This is a genomic window from Streptomyces sp. B6B3 (assembly GCF_039871525.1).
Taxonomy (GTDB): Bacteria; Actinomycetota; Actinomycetes; order Streptomycetales; family Streptomycetaceae; genus Streptomyces.
In genome coordinates, this window is record NZ_JBDPLU010000022.1 from 66,116 (window position 1) to 82,425 (window position 16,310).

16 protein-coding genes are annotated in these 16,310 nt (G+C 74.5%); 10 read left to right on the forward strand and 6 right to left on the reverse strand.

Going from position 1 to position 16,310, the window contains the following annotated elements; genetic code table 11:
* Positions 1 to 127: 127 nt before the first annotated feature.
* Positions 128 to 1,003, forward strand: coding sequence for a hypothetical protein (locus ABGB06_RS32455; RefSeq protein ID WP_347596603.1), 876 nt, complete (start codon positions 128 to 130; stop codon positions 1,001 to 1,003).
* A gap of 118 nt (positions 1,004 to 1,121) precedes the next feature.
* Here the strand turns inward: ABGB06_RS32455 and ABGB06_RS32460 are convergent, their stop codons facing one another.
* From ABGB06_RS32460 to ABGB06_RS32470, 3 genes are all read right to left on the reverse strand, one after another.
* Positions 1,122 to 1,544 (reverse strand): secondary thiamine-phosphate synthase enzyme YjbQ, encoded by a 423-nt coding sequence (locus ABGB06_RS32460; protein WP_347596606.1) that lies wholly within the window; start codon positions 1,542 to 1,544, stop codon positions 1,122 to 1,124.
* Between the two features lie 188 nt (positions 1,545 to 1,732).
* The gene (locus tag ABGB06_RS32465; RefSeq protein WP_347596609.1) at positions 1,733 to 2,758 is read right to left on the reverse strand and encodes a LacI family DNA-binding transcriptional regulator; all 1,026 of its coding nucleotides are present in this window, start codon (positions 2,756 to 2,758) and stop codon (positions 1,733 to 1,735) included.
* Positions 2,759 to 2,880: 122 nt separating this feature from the next.
* Complete coding sequence (locus ABGB06_RS32470; protein ID WP_347596798.1) at positions 2,881 to 3,201, reverse strand: L-rhamnose mutarotase; 321 nt, start codon at positions 3,199 to 3,201, stop codon at positions 2,881 to 2,883.
* A 212-nt stretch (positions 3,202 to 3,413) separates the two neighbouring features.
* On the opposite strand from ABGB06_RS32470, the gene rhaI reads away from it, so the two are divergent.
* The 7 genes from rhaI (at position 3,414) to ABGB06_RS32505 (ending at position 11,945) form a co-directional block, all read left to right on the forward strand.
* On the forward strand, positions 3,414 to 4,574 hold the full coding sequence (gene rhaI / locus ABGB06_RS32475; RefSeq protein WP_347596612.1) for an L-rhamnose isomerase: 1,161 nt from the start codon (positions 3,414 to 3,416) through the stop codon (positions 4,572 to 4,574).
* Between the two features lie 5 nt (positions 4,575 to 4,579).
* Positions 4,580 to 6,643, forward strand: coding sequence for a bifunctional aldolase/short-chain dehydrogenase (locus tag ABGB06_RS32480; RefSeq protein ID WP_347596615.1), 2,064 nt, complete (start codon positions 4,580 to 4,582; stop codon positions 6,641 to 6,643).
* Positions 6,640 to 8,157: a rhamnulokinase family protein gene (locus tag ABGB06_RS32485; RefSeq protein WP_347596618.1), complete on the forward strand. Its 1,518-nt coding sequence runs from the start codon at positions 6,640 to 6,642 to the stop codon at positions 8,155 to 8,157. The genes ABGB06_RS32480 and ABGB06_RS32485 overlap by 4 nt, the downstream gene beginning before the upstream one ends.
* A gap of 2 nt (positions 8,158 to 8,159) precedes the next feature.
* The gene (locus ABGB06_RS32490) at positions 8,160 to 8,912 is read left to right on the forward strand and encodes a (Fe-S)-binding protein (protein ID WP_347596621.1); all 753 of its coding nucleotides are present in this window, start codon (positions 8,160 to 8,162) and stop codon (positions 8,910 to 8,912) included.
* 227 nt (positions 8,913 to 9,139) lie between these two features.
* The gene (locus ABGB06_RS32495) at positions 9,140 to 10,660 is read left to right on the forward strand and encodes a lactate utilization protein B (RefSeq protein ID WP_347596624.1); all 1,521 of its coding nucleotides are present in this window, start codon (positions 9,140 to 9,142) and stop codon (positions 10,658 to 10,660) included.
* Positions 10,657 to 11,292, forward strand: coding sequence for an LUD domain-containing protein (locus tag ABGB06_RS32500; protein ID WP_347596627.1), 636 nt, complete (start codon positions 10,657 to 10,659; stop codon positions 11,290 to 11,292). Before ABGB06_RS32495 ends, ABGB06_RS32500 begins: the two co-directional genes overlap by 4 nt.
* Before the next feature lie 50 nt (positions 11,293 to 11,342).
* Positions 11,343 to 11,945 carry a TIGR03086 family metal-binding protein gene (locus ABGB06_RS32505; RefSeq protein ID WP_347596630.1) on the forward strand — a complete coding sequence of 201 codons (603 nt, stop codon included), beginning with the start codon at positions 11,343 to 11,345 and terminating at the stop codon, positions 11,943 to 11,945.
* A 34-nt stretch (positions 11,946 to 11,979) separates the two neighbouring features.
* Here the strand turns inward: ABGB06_RS32505 and ABGB06_RS32510 are convergent, their stop codons facing one another.
* Positions 11,980 to 12,699 carry a phenylalanine--tRNA ligase beta subunit-related protein gene (locus tag ABGB06_RS32510; RefSeq protein WP_347596633.1) on the reverse strand — a complete coding sequence of 240 codons (720 nt, stop codon included), beginning with the start codon at positions 12,697 to 12,699 and terminating at the stop codon, positions 11,980 to 11,982.
* A 168-nt stretch (positions 12,700 to 12,867) separates the two neighbouring features.
* On the opposite strand from ABGB06_RS32510, the gene ABGB06_RS32515 reads away from it, so the two are divergent.
* Positions 12,868 to 13,908, forward strand: a complete 1,041-nt coding sequence (locus ABGB06_RS32515; RefSeq protein WP_347596636.1) for a questin oxidase family protein — start codon at positions 12,868 to 12,870, stop codon at positions 13,906 to 13,908.
* 95 nt (positions 13,909 to 14,003) lie between these two features.
* Positions 14,004 to 14,957: an EamA family transporter gene (locus ABGB06_RS32520; RefSeq protein ID WP_347596639.1), complete on the forward strand. Its 954-nt coding sequence runs from the start codon at positions 14,004 to 14,006 to the stop codon at positions 14,955 to 14,957.
* A gap of 7 nt (positions 14,958 to 14,964) precedes the next feature.
* On the opposite strand, the gene ABGB06_RS32525 is transcribed toward ABGB06_RS32520, so the two are convergent.
* Both ABGB06_RS32525 and ABGB06_RS32530 read right to left on the reverse strand, forming a co-directional pair.
* The gene (locus tag ABGB06_RS32525; RefSeq protein WP_347596641.1) at positions 14,965 to 15,507 is read right to left on the reverse strand and encodes an O-acetyl-ADP-ribose deacetylase; all 543 of its coding nucleotides are present in this window, start codon (positions 15,505 to 15,507) and stop codon (positions 14,965 to 14,967) included.
* Positions 15,492 to 16,160, reverse strand: coding sequence for a ThuA domain-containing protein (locus ABGB06_RS32530; RefSeq protein ID WP_347596644.1), 669 nt, complete (start codon positions 16,158 to 16,160; stop codon positions 15,492 to 15,494). Before ABGB06_RS32530 ends, ABGB06_RS32525 begins: the two co-directional genes overlap by 16 nt.
* Positions 16,161 to 16,310 lie beyond the last annotated feature (150 nt).

A 16,310-nucleotide genomic window follows, 5' to 3' on the forward strand; every position in this document is an offset into this window, starting at 1 on the left:
AGCCAGTACGGAGTGTGATGATCCGATCGCCCGGCGTCGCTCCGCCTGACGGGCGGAACCGGGACAGACCGGGACCGGTCACCCTGGCCGCACGCGGGGGCGCGCGGAGGCGTTAACATGCGGCGACATGAGCTCCCCCACTGGGTCCGCGCCCGGCCTGCCCCATCGAATGCCGCGCCCCCGCCAGTCCGGACGTCACCGCAGGCCGGAGCCGGTGACCGCGCCCGAGGGCGCCCCCGCGCTGGTGCTGGCGGTGCCTGGACACCCCACCTCGGACGTCCGCGCCCTCGCCGACGACGTGGTGAGCATCGCCCGCGCCGAACTTCCGGGCCTGGACGCCCGGGTCGGGTACGCCACGAGCGGTGACGACGAGTTCCCCGCCCTGCGGGACACGGTGAAGCAGGCCGTCGCCGAACGCGGTGACGCGGCGGAGGGCCCGGCCGCGGTCGTGGTCCCGCTGCTGGTCAGCCCGGAGAGCCAGCACCAGCAGGCGATACGGGAGGCGGCCGCGGACGGCGGCCCGAACGTCCTGGTCGCCGACGTGCTCGGCCCGCACCCGCTGCTCGCCGAGGCCGTGCACGTGCGGCTGTCCGAGGCGGGCCTGGCCCGCGCGGACCGGGCCCGGCTGTTCACGGTCGCCACGGCGGCCGACGGGATCGTGCTGGCCACCGTCGGCGGCGAGGAGGCGGTGCGGGCGGCCGGCATCACCGGCATGCTGCTCTCCGCCCGGCTGGCCGTGCCGGTGCTGGCGGCGGCCCTCGACGAGGACGGCGCTGTGGCCGCCACGGCGCGGAAGCTCCTGGAGTCCGGTTCGCAACAGCTGGCGCTGGCCCCCTACCTGATCGGGCCCGAGGCCCCTGAGGGGCTGCTGGCCAAGGTCGCCGAGGCGGCCGGCTGCCCGGCGGCCGAGCCGCTCGGCTCGTACCCGGCGGTGGGCAGGCTGGCGCTGTCGGTGTACATGACGGAACTGGGCCTGACGCCGGAACGCGCGCCCGCCCGCTGAGGCGAACGCGGCGTCAGCACCGGAGGGCCGCGGCGCGGGCGTCCCCTTGGTCGAGGCGTCTGTGGTGCGCGACCGGCCAAGCCGGTCGCGGCCGTGGCGGCCGGCGCGGCGGCCGCGGTCAGCCGAGGAAGGACAGCCGGACCTCACGCCGCGTGTTGTCGCCGTTGGTGTCGACCAGGCAGATCGACTGCCAGGTGCCGAGCTGGAGCCGCCCACCGAGCACCGGCACGGTCGCGTGCGGCGGCACGATCGCCGGCAGCACGTGGTCACGCCCGTGCCCCGGGCTGCCGTGCCGGTGCCGCCACCGGTCGTCGGGCGGCAACAGGTCGCGCAGGGCGGCCAGCAGGTCGTCGTCGCTGCCCGCCCCCGTCTCCAGGATCGCCACGCCGGCCGTCGCGTGCGGCACGAAGACGTTCAGCAGCCCGTCCGCCCCGCCCGCCGCCTCGGCGAGGAACTCCTCGCAGTCGCGGGTGAGGTCGGTGACGGACTCGGCCGACCCGGTGGTGATCCGCAGGACGCTGGTTCGGAAGCCGTCGCTCATGGGTCCACGCTACGGCCCGCCGCCCGGGACCTCGCGACGCGCCCCAGGTCTGACCGGCGGATCGATGGGGCGCCGCCCAGCCTTCCGGGCTGGGGAGAATCGGCCCGCGACTCCCCCAGTCCCTCGGGGCCCTGGGAGGTACCCCATCCGCTGGCGTCGCGGGCCCGTGAAGATCCGCCTGACAGGGCCTACGCTCGCCGCGTCCACCGGGTCGACTCGCGGACCACGAGCTCGGGCTCCAACACGATCCGCTGGTGCCGGTGGCTCTGGGCCGCCTCGCCGGTCTCCTCCAGCAGCAGCTCCGCGGCCTGCCGGCCCATCCGGACCGCCGGCTGGCGCACGGAGGTCAGCGGCACCGCCGCCGCGGCCGCGAACTCGATGTCGTCGTAGCCGACCAGCGCCATGTCCTGCGGCACCCGCAGCTCCGCCGCGAACAGCGCCTGCAACACGCCCAGGGCCAGCAGGTCGTTGGCGCAGAACACCGCCGAGGGCCGCGGCGACATGCGCAGCAGCGCGGCGCCGGCCTCCCGCCCCGCCGGCACGTCCAGGCGCGCCGCCTCGACGTGCCGGAGCGCGGACTCGTCGAGGCCGGCCTCGGCGAGCGCGGCCAGCGCCCCCTGCCGGCGGTCCTGGCACTGCTGCAACGACATGGGGCCGCTGACGTAGGCCACCTCCGGGTGCCCCTGGGCCAGCAGGTGGCGGACGGCGAGGGTCCCGCCCAGCACGTCGTCCACGGACACCGAGCAGCCCTCGGCGCTGGGCAGCACCCGGTCCACGAAGACGAACGGGATGCCGTGCCGGCGGAAGTCGGTGAGGCTGCGCCCCGACAGGTCGGCCGGGGTGACGAGGACGCCGCGCACCCGCTGTTCCGCGAAGAGGCCGAGGTAGTCGGCCTCCTCCGAGGTGCTCTGCGCGCTGTTGCACAGCATCACGCCCAGCTTGGACGCCCGGGCCACCCGCTCCGCGCCGGTGGCCACGTCCACGAAGAACGGGTTGGCCATGTCGAGCACCAGCAGCGCGATGATGCGGCTCTGGCCGGCCCGCAGCTGCCTGGCCGACTCGCTGCGCACGTAGCCCAGCTCGTCGATCGCCGCCTGGACCCGCTGTCGGGTCTCCTCGGCCACCATGTGCGGGCGGTTGATCACGTTGGAGACCGTCCCGACGGACACCCCGGCCTGCCGGGCCACCTCTTTGATCCCCACCGTGTGCGCCATCCGCCGTGCCCCGTTCGTCTCGCCGCGCGCTCTTCTCGCCGCCGGCCATCGTAAGCGTCGCGCCCGGCGCACGGGCGATCACCCGGCGGAAAACCACCGGGGGGTCCCCGGCGCCCGGGCGGTCAGGGTAGGTGGAACACCTCGGTCAGCGGCATCATCGCGTCGTCGGGACCGCGACCGTCCAACTCCTCGAAGAACCCGGCCATCTCCGCCTGCCAGCGGGCGTTGACCTCCGTGGCCGCCATGGCCGCGCGCGCCGCCTCGAAGTCCTCGGTCTCCAGGTAGCCCACGAGCAGTCCGTCCTCGCGCAGGAAGAGCGAGTAGTTGTGCCAGCCGGTGGCCGACAGGGCCTCGCGCATCTCCGGCCACACCGCCGCGTGCCGTTCCCGGTACTCGTCGATCCGGTCCGCGCGGACCTTCAGCAGAAAGCAGACCCGCCGCACGGCCGCCACCCGACCCTTCCTGAAAGGTTTCACTGCTGGCAGGCAGGGAAATTAGCCACCCGGTCCCGCCGCGTCAAGATCCCCTTGTCGGTCGGTATACCGAACGCCATCCGGGCGAGCGACGGCTCCGACGCGCCCTTGACAGCGCTCGACACACCCTCTTAGCTTCGCCTTAGTGAAACGATTCATATCGGCCCGGGAGCCCTGATCGCATGACCGCCCCATCCGCCGTCAAGGCGGCCTTGACCTCGCAGTCCCTCGAGACCCCGTCGTGGGCCTACGGGAACTCCGGCACCCGCTTCAAGGTTTTCGCCCAGTCCGGGGTGCCGCGTGACCCCCGGGAGAAGCTCGACGACGCCGCCCAGGTGCACCGGCACACCGGCATCGCGCCGGCCGTGGCCCTGCACATCCCGTGGGACCGGGTCGACGACTACGCGGCCCTGGCCCGGTACGCGAAGGAGCGCGGGCTCCGGCTCGGCGCCATCAACGCCAACGTGTTCCAGGACGACGACTACAAGCTGGGCAGCGTGTGCCATCCGGACGCCGCCGTCCGCCGCAAGGCGCTCGGGCATCTGATGGAGTGCGTGGACATCATGGACGCGACGGGGTCCCGCGACCTGAAGCTGTGGTTCGCCGACGGCACCAACTACCCGGGACAGGACGACATCCGCGGCCGGCAGGACCGGCTGGCCGAGGCGCTGGCGGCCGTCTACGAGCGGCTGGGCGACGACCAGCGGATGCTGCTGGAGTACAAGTTCTTCGAGCCCGCCTTCTACAGCACCGACGTCCCGGACTGGGGCACCGCCTACGCGCACTGTCTGCGGCTGGGCCCGAAGGCCCAGGTGGTGGTGGACACCGGGCACCACGCCCCGGGCACCAACATCGAGTTCATCGTCGCGGTGCTGCTCCGGGAGGGCAAGCTGGGCGGCTTCGACTTCAACTCGCGCTTCTACGCCGACGACGACCTGATGGTCGGCGCGGCCGACCCGTTCCAGCTGTTCCGGATCATGGTCGAGGTGGTGGGCGGCGGCGGCTTCACGCCCGACGTGGCCTTCATGCTGGACCAGTGCCACAACATCGAGCCGAAGATCCCCGCCATCATCCGTTCGGTGATGAACGTCCAGGAGGCCACCGCCAAGGCCCTGCTGGTGGACCGCGACGCGCTGGCCACGGCGCAGGCGAACGGCGACGTGCTGGGCGCGAACGCGGTACTGATGGACGCGTACAACACGGACGTACGGCCGCTGCTGGCCGAGCTGCGCGAGGAGAACGGCATGGGCCCCGACCCGATGGCGGCCTACGCGCGGTCCGGTTGGGCCGAGCAGATCGTGGAACAGCGGAAGGGCGGCCAGCAGGCCGGATGGGGAGCGTGAGCGGGATGACGGCGACGCCGAACGGGGACACGGCGCGGCCCGCGGCGGTGGACGAGCTGCTGGAGCGCTCGCACCGGCTGGGCGCGGATCCCCGGAACACGAACTACGCGGGCGGCAACACCTCGGCCAAGGGCACCGTGACGGATCCGGTGACCGGCGGCGCGGTGGACCTGATGTGGGTCAAGGGCTCCGGTGGGGACCTGGGGACGCTGCGGGCCGAGGGTCTGGCGACGCTGCGTCTGGACCGGCTGCGGGCGCTGCGCGAGGTCTACCCGGGCGTGGCCCGGGAGGACGAGATGGTCGCCGCCTTCGACTACTGCCTGCACGGCAAGGGCGGCGCGGCCCCGTCGATCGACACGGCGATGCACGGCCTGGTCGAGGCGGCGCACGTGGACCATCTGCACCCGGACTCGGGGATCGCGCTGGCCTGCGCGGCGGACGGGGAGGCGCTGACCAAGGAGTGCTTCGGCTCCCGGGTGGTGTGGGTGCCGTGGCGGCGCCCCGGCTTCCAGCTGGGTCTGGACATCGCCGCGGTGCAGCGGGCCCACCCGGAGGCGATCGGCTGTGTGCTGGGCGGCCACGGGATCACGGCGTGGGGCGCGACCAGCGAGGACTGCGAGCGGAACTCGCTGTGGATGATCCGGACGGCCGAGGAGTTCCTGGCGGAGCGCGGGCGCGCCGAGCCGTTCGGGCCGGTGCGGTCGGAGTTCCGTCCGCTGCCGGAGGCGGAGCGGCGGGCCCGGGCGGCGGCGCTGGCCCCGGCGGTCCGGGCGGTGGCCTCGGCGGACCGGCCGCAGGTGGGCCACTTCACCGACGACGAGGTGGTGCTCGACTTCCTGTCCCGCGCCGAGCATCCTCGGCTGGCGGCGCTCGGCACCTCCTGCCCCGACCACTTCCTGCGCACCAAGGTCCGTCCGCTGGTGCTCGACGTTCCGGCGGACGCGCCGCTGGAGCGGGCGGTGGAGCGGCTGAAGGAGCTGCACGAGGAGTACCGGACGGAGTACCGGGCCTACTACGAGCGGCACGCGACGGACGACTCGCCGGCGATGCGCGGCGCGGATCCGGCGATCGTGCTGGTGCCCGGCGTGGGGATGTTCTCCTTCGGCAAGGACAAGCAGACCGCGCGGGTGGCGGGCGAGTTCTACGTCAACGCGATCAACGTGATGCGCGGCGCGGAGGCGGTGTCGACGTACGCCCCCATCGAGGAGTCGGAGAAGTTCCGCATCGAGTACTGGGAGCTGGAGGAGGCGAAGCTGCGGCGGATGCCCGCGCCGAAGCCGCTGGCCACCCGGATCGCGCTGGTGACGGGGGCCGGGTCGGGCATCGGCCGGGCCACCGCGCGGCGGCTGGCGGCCGAGGGCGCCTGCGTCGTGGTGGCGGACATCGACGCCGGGACGGCCGCGGAGGTGGCCGAGGAGCTGGGCGGTCCCGACCGTGCGGTGCCGGTCACGGTGGACGTGACGGACGAGGGGCAGATCCGGGCCGCGATGGACGCGGCGGTGTTGGCCTTCGGCGGCGTCGACCTGGTGGTGAACAACGCGGGCATCTCCATCTCGAAGCCGCTGCTGGAGACGACGACGGCGGACTGGGACCTGCAGCACTCGATCATGGCGCGCGGCTCGTTCCTGGTCTCCCGGGAGGCGGCGCGGGTGATGATCGAGCAGGACCTGGGCGGCGACATCGTCTACATCGCCTCCAAGAACGGGGTGTTCGCGGGCCCGAACAACATCGCCTACGGCGCGACCAAGGCGAACCAGGCGCACCAGGTGCGGCTGCTGGCCGCGGAGCTCGGTGAGCACGGCATCCGGGTCAACGGCGTCAACCCGGACGGGGTGGTGCGCGGTTCCGGCATCTTCGCCGGCGGCTGGGGCGCGAAGCGTGCGGCGGTGTACGGGGTCGAGGAGGAGAAGCTGGGCGAGTACTACGCGCAGCGGACGCTGCTGAAGCGGGAGGTGCTCCCGGAGCACGTGGCGGCGGCGGTGTTCGCGCTCACCGGCGGGGACCTCAGCCAGACCACGGGGCTGCACATCCCGGTGGATGCCGGGGTGGCCGCGGCGTTCCTGCGATGACCGGGACGGCGGGGGCGGGCGGGGCGGCCGACGCGGGCCGCCCGTTCGCCGCGGTGGACCTGGGGGCGTCCAGTGGTCGGGTGATGCTGGGGTACGCGGGTCCGGCCACGCTGTCGTTGCGGGAGGCGCACCGCTTCGGGAACCGCCCGGTGCGGGTCGGCGGCACGCTGCACTGGGACATCCTGGCGCTGTACGGCGGCGTGCTGGACGGCCTGCGCGAGGCGGGGCGGGCGGGCGGCGGGCGGCTGGCCGGGGTCGGGGTGGACTCCTGGGCGGTCGACTACGGCCTGCTGGACGCGGACGGCGCGCTGCTGGGCAATCCGGTGCACTACCGGGACGAGCGCACGCGGGGCGCGGCGGAGCGGGTGGCGGAGACGCTGTCGGCGGCCGAGCTGTACGCGGCGACGGGCCTGCAGTACCTGCCGTTCAACACGGTCTACCAGCTGGTGGCGGCGCGGGGCGGGCCGCAGCTGGCGGCGGCCCGGCGGCTGCTGCTGATCCCCGACCTGATCACGTACTGGTTGACGGGCGAGGCGGGCACGGAGCTGACCAACGCCTCGACGACGCAGCTGGTCGACCCGCGGACGCGGGACTGGGCGCGGCCGGTGGCCGAGGCGCTGGGGATCGACCTGGGGCTGTTCCCGCCGCTGCGGCAGCCCGGCGAGGCGGCGGGCCGGCTGCTGCCGGAGGTGCTGGAGGAGACCGGCCTGGCCGGTCCGGTGCCGGTGACGGCGGTGGGTTCGCACGACACGGCGTCGGCGGTGGTGGGGGTGCCGGCGGAGGGTGAGCGGTTCGCCTACATCGCCACCGGCACCTGGTCGTTGGCGGGGCTGGAGCTGGACGCGCCGGTTCTGGGTGAGGACAGTCGTCGGGCCAACTTCACCAACGAGCTGGGCGTGGACGGCACCGTGCGGTACCTGCGCAACATCATGGGGCTGTGGCTGCTGCAGGAGTGTCTGCGGGCGTGGCGGGCCGCGGGGGTGGCGGGCACGGGCGATCTGGCCGCGCTGCTGGCCGCGGCCGGGCGTGCGGAGCCGTTGCGCAGTGTGGTGGACGCCGGGGACCCGGAGTTCATCGCGCCGGGCCGGATGTCGGAGCGGATCGCCGCGGCGTGTCGCCGGACCGGTGAGCCGGAGCCGCGGGATCCGGCGGAGACGGTGCGCTGCGTGCTGGACTCGCTGGCGTTGGCGCACCGGAGGGCGGTGCTGGACGCGCAGCGGCTGTCGGGCCGGGAGGTGGAGACGGTGCATGTCGTCGGCGGCGGCGCGCACAACGAGCTGTTGTGCCAGCTGACGGCGGACGCCTGCGGGCTGCCGGTGGTGGCCGGCCCGGCGGAGGCGGCGGCGCTGGGGAACGTGCTGGTGCAGGCACGGGCGGCGGGGGTGGTGGACGGCGGGCTGGCGGAGCTGCGGTCCCTGCTGCGCGCCACCCAGGAGCTGCGGCACCATGAACCCACGGGTGGCCGGGCGGCGTGGGACCGGGCGGCGGCCCGGGTGGCCGACGGGAAGGAGTGAGGATGCGGGTCGCGTTGTTCGTCACCTGCGTCAACGACGCGCTGTATCCGCGTACCGGTCAGGCGGTGGTGACGCTGCTGGAGCGGCTGGGGGTGCGGGTCGACTTCCCGGCCGAGCAGACCTGCTGCGGGCAGCCGCAGTACAACACGGGGTACCGGCACGAGACGGAGCCGCTGGTGCACCGGTTCGCCCGGGCTTTCGAGGGCTACGACCACATCGTGACGCCGTCGGGATCGTGCGCGGCGATGGTCCGGGACAACTATCCGCGGATCGGCGCGCGGGCGGCGGCGGAGGGTCGCGGGGAGGAGTTGGCGCGGGTGGCGCGGGCGGTGGTGCCGCACACGTACGAGCTGACGGAGTTCCTGGTGGACGTGCTGGGCGTGGAGGACGTCGGCGCGTTCTATCCGCACACGGTGACCTACCACCCGACGTGTCACGGCCTGCGGATGCTGCGGCTGGGCGACCGGCCGCGCCGGCTGTTGGAGCGGGTGAAGGGGTTGGAGCTGGTCGACCTGCCGGGCGCGGAGGAGTGCTGCGGCTTCGGCGGGACGTTCTCGGTGAAGAACGCGGCGGTCTCGGCGGCGATGGGCGCCGACAAGGCGCGGAACGTCACGGGCACCGGCGCCGAGGCGGTGTGCACGGTGGACAACTCCTGCCAGATGCACATCGGCGGCACGCTGGCCCGGCTCGGCTCGCCGGTGCGTCCGGTACATCTGGCGGAGATCCTGGCCAGCACGGAGGAGGAGCCCTGGTGAGGGACGGTGTCTGGCGCCGCCTGGGCGGAGAAGCGAACGGACAAGCACGGTGAGCGACGCACACGCGGCTGCCGGGCCGCACACCGCCACGACACCCGCACCACGCCGCGTGGGCGGAGAAGCGAACGGACAAGCACGGTGAGCGACGCACACGCGGCTGCCGGGCCGCACACCGCCACGACACCCGCACCACGCCGCGTGGGCGGAGAAGCGAACGGACGAGCACGGTGAGCGGGACGTATCTGGGCATGCCGGCGTTTCCCGAGGCCGCCGCGGCGGCGACGCGGGACGAGACGCTGCGGGCGAACCTGACGCACGCCACGCACACCATCCGCGACAAGCGGGCCAGGGCGGTGGCGGAGCTGCCGGACTGGCAGGGGCTGCGGGCGGCGGGTGCGGCGATCAAGGACCGCACGCTGCGCCATCTGGACCACTATCTGGAGCGGCTGGAGCGCCAGGTGACGGCGGCGGGCGGCCAGGTGCACTGGGCGGCCGACGCGCGCGAGGCGAACCGCATCGTGACCCGGCTGGTGCAGGCCACCGGCGAGCACGAGGTGGTGAAGGTCAAGTCGATGGCGACGCAGGAGATCGGCCTCAACGCCGCGCTGACGGCCGCCGGGATCCGGGCGAACGAGACGGACCTGGCCGAGCTGATCGTGCAGTTGGGCGACGATCTGCCGTCGCACATCCTGGTGCCGGCGATCCACCGCAACCGTGGCGAGATCCGGGACATCTTCCGGGAGCGGATGGCGGACTGGGGGCGCCCCGCGCCGGAGGGGCTGAGCGACGCGCCGGCCGACCTGGCGGAGGCGGCGCGGCTGCACCTGCGGCAGAAGTTCCTCGACGCCCGGGTGGGCGTGTCCGGGGCGAACTTCATGGTGGCCGAGACCGGCACGCTGGTGGTGGTGGAGTCGGAGGGCAACGGCCGGATGTGCCTGACCCTGCCGGAGACGCTGATCTCGGTGGTGGGCATCGAGAAGGTGGTGCCGACCTGGCAGGACCTGGAGGTGTACCTCCAGCTGTTGCCGCGGTCGTCCACGGCGGAGCGGATGAACCCGTACACCTCGATGTGGACCGGCACGTCGGACGACGACGGGCCGCGGGAGTTCCATCTGGTGCTGCTGGACAACGGCCGGACGGACGCGTTGGCGGACACCGTCGGCCGGCAGGCGCTGCGTTGCATCCGCTGCTCGGCCTGCCTGAACGTGTGCCCGGTGTACGAGCGGGCCGGCGGCCACGCGTACGGCTCGGCGTATCCGGGGCCGATCGGGGCGATCCTCACGCCCCAGTTGCGGGGCACCACGACGGATCTCGACGCCTCGCTGCCGTACGCCTCGTCGCTGTGCGGGGCGTGCTACGAGGTGTGTCCGGTGGCCATCGACATTCCCGAGGTGCTGGTGCATCTGCGGGAGCGGGTGGTGCAGGGCGGGGAGGTCACGGTGCGCGGCACCCGGACCCGGATCAGGCCGGCGAAGGGCCATGCGGCGGAGCGGGCCGCGATGCGCGCCGCCCGTTGGGCGCTGGACCATCCGCGGGCGCTGCGGGCGGGGCAGCGGATGGCGTCCCGGACCCGCCGCCTGCATCCGCGGCGGCTGCCGGGTCCCGGTCGGGCGTGGACGGAGACCCGGGAGGTGCCCGCGGTGCCGGCCGAGTCGTTCCGCGACTGGTGGCGGCGCACCCGCGGGGCGGGGGACGAAGGAGCGGGCCCGGTCGAGGGCCGGGACCGGCGGCGGGGTGACGGGCGATGAGCGGGCGCGACGTGGTGTTGGGGCGGATCCGGCGGGCGTTGGCGGACGTGCCGCGGGAGGAGACGCCGGACGACGTGCCGGTGGCGCGCGACTACCTCACCAGCCACTTCCCCGCCGACGCGGTGGAGATGCTGGCCGAGCACCTGGCCGACTACCGGGCGGTGGTGCACCGGACGGACGCCGCCGGGCTGCCGGAGCTGGTGGGCCGGCTGCTGGCGGCCCGCGGTTCGGCCAGCGTGGTGGTGCCGGCCGGGCTGCCGGAGGAGTGGCTGGCGGCGACGGAGGTCCGCCGGGTGCCGGACGCGGCCGAGCTGACGCCGCATGATCTGGACGCGGTGGACAGCGTGGTCACCGGATGTGCCGTGGCCATCGCGGAGACCGGCACGATCGTGCTGGACGGCGGGCCCGACCAGGGGCGGCGCCGCATCACGCTGGTGCCGGATCATCACGTGTGTGTGGTCCGGGTGCCGGAGCAGGTGGTGGACTCCGTGTCGCAGGCGCTCGGGCGGCTGACGCCGGGGCGGCCGCAGACGTGGATCTCCGGCCCTTCGGCCACCAGTGACATCGAGCTGAACCGCGTCGAGGGGGTGCACGGACCGCGCGCCCTGGAGGTGGCCCTGGTTAGCATGTGATCTAGATGTCGCATTCGCCCTGAAAGGGGCGGAAAGAGGTGCCGCCGCCCATGAAACTGGAACTGCTTGACGCCTTCGACCGAGGGCTCGCGGAGTTCGACGACCGGGTCCACCGGGTGCGGAACGACCAGTGGGACGGGGGCACGCCGTGCACTTCGTGGTCGGTGCGCGACCTGGTCAACCACCTGACCGGCGAGCACCTGTGGGCGCCGTGGCTGCTGCGCGGCGCCACGCTGGAGGAGGTGGGCGACCGGTTCGACGGGGACGTGCTGGGCGATCACCCGGTGCGCGCCTGGGAACGGGCGGCCGCCGACTCGCGGGACGCCTTCCACGAACCGGGGGCGCTGGACGGCACGGTGCACACCAGCGGAGGGCCGACGCCTGCGGCGGAGTACGCCCGGCAGATGGTCATGGACCTCACGGTGCACGCCTGGGACCTGGCCCGGGGCGTCGGGGCCGACGACGGAATCGACGGGGACCTGGTCGCGCTGGTGTACGACTACACGAGGGAGCTGCCCGGCGCCCTGCAGGGCGCGTTCTTCGCCGCGCCCGTCCGGGTGCCCGCGTCGGCGAGCCGCCAGGACCAGCTGCTCGGCCTGCTGGGGCGTGACCCGGGCGGCGGGGCGGCAGCCGGCCGGGGGACGGCCGCCTGACCCGCCAGACCGCCCTGGCCGAGCGGCGCGGGGGTCAGGCGAGCCGCGCCGCCGGCTCGTCCGGGGTGAGCAGATGGCGGGTGACGGCGGTGGCGTGGCCGGCCAGCAGGGCGGCGAGCTGATCGACGGCCTGGTCGAGCGTCTTGCGCCCGGCGTCGGGCTCGACCGTCTCCATGAGGAACAGCACGTGGCGGGAGGCCGGGGTGACCTTGGTCCGGTCGCTGTCCCGGTGGTTCCAGTGCCGGGTCAGCACCGCCGCGTCGTCGGCCCGGTCGACGTAGACCACCTCCCCGGGCCTCGCCTCCTCGCGCTCCGCCGGCTCGCCGAGCGGGACGAAGACGTCGCCGGGCACGGCGAACCGCAGCAGGATGTCGCCCCGCACGGCGGACAGGTCGAGGGCCCCGGCCGGGACGCCGTGGGTCACCGAGACGGCGTTGTAGGCGTCGACGGCGGGGTTGACGCGCGGCATCCGCCCCGACTTGCCCAGCCGCCGGCCCAGCGCGTCCATGCTGGGGCGGAAGCGACGCGGGTTGGTACCGAAGGCGCGGTACGCCTCCTGCCAGGTGGCCAGCAGCGGGTCGGTCTCGGCCAGCGGCTGCCAGGCGCCCTCCGTCGCCGCCGTCTCCAGGCCGGAGAGCAGCGGTTCGGTCTCCGGCCAGGTTTCCTCGGCCCGCAGGTCCTCGGCGACCACCGCGGCGATCGCCAGGGCGGGGAACGCCTCCGCGACCTCCGCCGCCACCCGCAGTTCCGTCATCGCCTCGTCCTCCGTCGTCGTGTGCCGCTGCCGGCCGCTCAGCCTACCCGGGGCGGGATGGTCCGCCGGCCGGCCGGCGGACCTAGGACCAGGGGTAGGTCCAGCGGCGCGTCGGGGTTGGGTCCCCGGCCGGTTATCCGCCCGCCGGGCCGCGCGTACGTTCGGGGGATGGACAGGGACGAGACGGGCACGCTGGACGAGGCGCTGCTGCGCCTGCACCGCACGGGTCCGGAGTTCGAGGACTGGCTGAGCAACCACGGGCCGATGGCGGTGGAGGCCCTGGTGCGGCACGGGGAGGGCGCCCGGGTGCACCGATGGCTGGACGGTTACGCGCGGCGGCTCGAGGAGCGGCCGGGGCGGTACGACCGGATCACCGAGGAGAACCGCGAGGAGCGCCTGGGCGACCCGCGCTACCTCGCGGACTGGGCCGTGTACTTCGAGGAACGGCTCGCGGAGCGGCCGTGGCGGGAGGTGCTCGCCGCCTGGTGGCCGCGGCTGCTGCCCGGCATCGCCGCGGCGGCGACGCACCCGGTGATCCGGGTGGGCCACGCGGTGCGGGTGCTGTTGCGGGACGGCGAGAACGAGCCCCGCCGCGCCGAGTTGGCGCACGGCCTGGGCTACTGGGCGGCGCGGCACCAGCCGCTGCCCGTGGGCGTGGTCCCGCTGCCGGCGCCGGTCGGCGCCGGGCACGCGTTGCGGGCGGTGCCTCCGGTGGCCGACCGCTCGGGCGGCATCAGGCACCGCCTGGCGCAGCTCAGCGAGGTGCCCGCCTGGGTGGAGCCGGGAACGGTGGCGCCGGACGGGGTGCCGGAGCGGCTGGACGAGTTGGTGCGGGGGGCCACCGGGTACTACGCCTCGCACGCCCACGGCCAGCCGGTGATGCTGGTGCACGCGGCGACCGCGCCGAACGCGGTGCGCCGGACGTTGCCGGCGCTGCCCCGGGAGCTGTGGCCGGCGAGCCTGCTGTGGGCCTGGTCGGCGAGCGCGGCGGTGGTCGCCGCGTACGCACCGGCCGACGGCCCGCATCGGCCGCCGGACGCGGCGGGGGTGACCGGCGAGGAGTTGTTCGCGCGGGCGGCGGCGCACGGGGACGAGCACGCCATCAAGCTGGTGGACACGGTGCTCGACGTGGCGGCCGACCGGGCCGGCGACCCGTTGCCGCTCGGCGCGGGGCTGCGCGCCGTGGAACTCATCGAGCCGGTGAGCTGACGCCGCCGCGTCCGACGACGCGTCAGCGTTGCTGAACGATCGGCTTAAGGGATTGTCGCTGGTGCCCCGGGAGTGTGGGGCGGGATGCTCGACGCATGCGTCCCACCCACCTGTGCCTCGCCGTCCTCGTCGCCGCGGTGTGGGGCGTCAACTTCGTGGTGATCGAGGCCGGTCTGGACGAGTTCCCGCCGCTGCTGTTCTCCGCGCTCCGGTTCCTGGTGGCCGCGGTGCCCGCGGTCTTCCTGGTGCCGCGGCCGAGGGTGGCGTTGAGGTGGATCGTCGCCGTGGGGCTGGCGCTCGGCGTGGCGAAGTTCGGGCTGCTGTTCGTGGGGATGGACGCCGGGATGCCGGCCGGGCTGTCGTCGCTGGTGCTGCAGAGCCAGGCCGTGTTCACCGCGCTGATCGCGGCGCTGGTGCTCGGCGAGCGGCCGGGTCCGGCCCGGGTGTTGGGGATGGGCGTGGCGCTGGTGGGCATCGCGGTGGCGGCGCTGGACGAGGGCGCCTCGGGGCCGGTGCTCGGCTTCGCGCTGGTCATCGGCGCGGCCGTGTGCTGGGGCGTGTCGAACGTCCTCACCCGGCGGGCGGCGCCGGAGGACGCGCTGGGCTTCATGGTGTGGGTGAGCCTCGTCCCGATCCTGCCGCTGACGGTCCTGTCGGTGCTCATGGACGGCGGCCGGGAGAACTGGGCGGCGCTGACCGGCCTGGGCTGGGGCGGGGTGGGCGCCGTGGTCTACGTGGCCTGGGGCGCGACGCTGTTCGGCTTCGGCGTCTGGGGCTTCCTGCTGCGCCGCTACCACGCCTCGCTGGTGGCTCCGTTCTCGCTGCTGGTCCCGGTGTTCGGGATGTCCTCGGCGGCCCTGCTGCTGGGCGAGGGGATCAGCGGGCCGCGCTGGCTGGCCGCGGTCCTGCTGGTCGGCGGCGTCGCGCTGACGTCGTTCGGGTCCCCGGCGGGCGGGGACGGCCGCCGCCGGACGGTGCGGCTCCGGCGGCCGGGACGGCAGCGGCCGGGCGTCGAGCTCGCGCCGGATTCCCGGGGTCGGGCCGGATGACACGGGCTCAGCCGAGGGCCGCGCCGAACGCCTGGTGGGCGGGCTCGTCGAAGAGCACGAAGCGCAGCTCCGCGAAGCGTCCCGGGCGCGCCTCCGCCCGGACGGTGGTCACCGCGATGCGGGCGGCGTCCGCGAGCGGCCAGCGGAACACCCCGGTGGACACGGCGGGGAACGCGACGGTCCGGGCGCCGAGTTCGTGGGCTACCCGGAGCGACTCGCGGTAGCAGGAGGCGAGCAGCTCGGAGCGGTCCTCCCGGGCGGAGAACACCGGGCCGACGGTGTGCACGACCCAGCGGGCCGGCAGGCGGCCCGCGGTGGTGGCGACCGCCTGGCCGACGGGCAGGCCGTGTTCGTACCGGGAGGCGCGCAGCGCGCGGCACTCCTCGAGGATCTCCGGGCCGCCGGCGCGGTGGATGGCGCCGTCCACTCCCCCGCCGCCGAGCAGCGAGGAGTTGGCGGCGTTGACCACCACGTCGACGTGTTGCCCCGTGATGTCGCCGCGTACCCGGGTGAGGACCGGGTCGGGGCCGCCGGTCACGGCTGCGGCCACCGGGCGGCCCAGCGCAGCCCGCCGAGCAGATGGGCGCGGAAGGCGGGGTCCGCGTAGGACTCGTCGGTGTGGCCCAGCGCGGTGTAGAAGGACCGCCCGCCGGCGTTCTCGTGGCACCAGACCAGCGGGTGGTCGGCGCCCATCCGGCCGCCGGTGTAGCTGGACTCGTCGGCGGAGGCGAGCACCCGGACCCGGCCGCGCGGGTTGGCGGTGAAGTTGTACCACTCGTCGGTGAACTCCCAGCGCTCGCCGAGGTGCGCGGTGGCGGGGTGGTCGTGGTCCTCCACCGCGACGACGCCCGGCTGGAGGTCGGGGTGCCCGTCGAAGACCGCGCCGACCAGCGACTCGCCGTACCAGGGCCACTGGTACTCGGTGCATGCGGCGGCGTGCACGCCGACGAAGGCGCCGCCGTCGGCGAGGTACCGGCGCAGCGCCTCCCGGGTCGGGTCGGTGAGTACCTCGCCGCTGGTGGACAGGAACACCACGGCCGCGCAGTCCGGCAGGGCGGCGGCCAGCTCCTCCGGATCCTCGGTGGCCGACACGTCGAAGCGGTGCTCCGCGCCCAACTCGCGGAAGGCGTCGACGCCGCGCGGGATGGACTCGTGTCGGTAGCCGGTGGTACGGGTGAAGACGGCGATGGTCGGCGTGCTCATGGCGTCCCATGGTAGAAGCCCGGGTTCGCCGTGCGGCCGTCACGGTCCCCGGTTCGCGGAGGGCGGGGCGCGCGGCGGGACCGGCGGATGCCACCATGAGCGCAGCGTCTCGCGGGCCCAGATGTGCGAGGACGACCGGCGGCGGTTGCA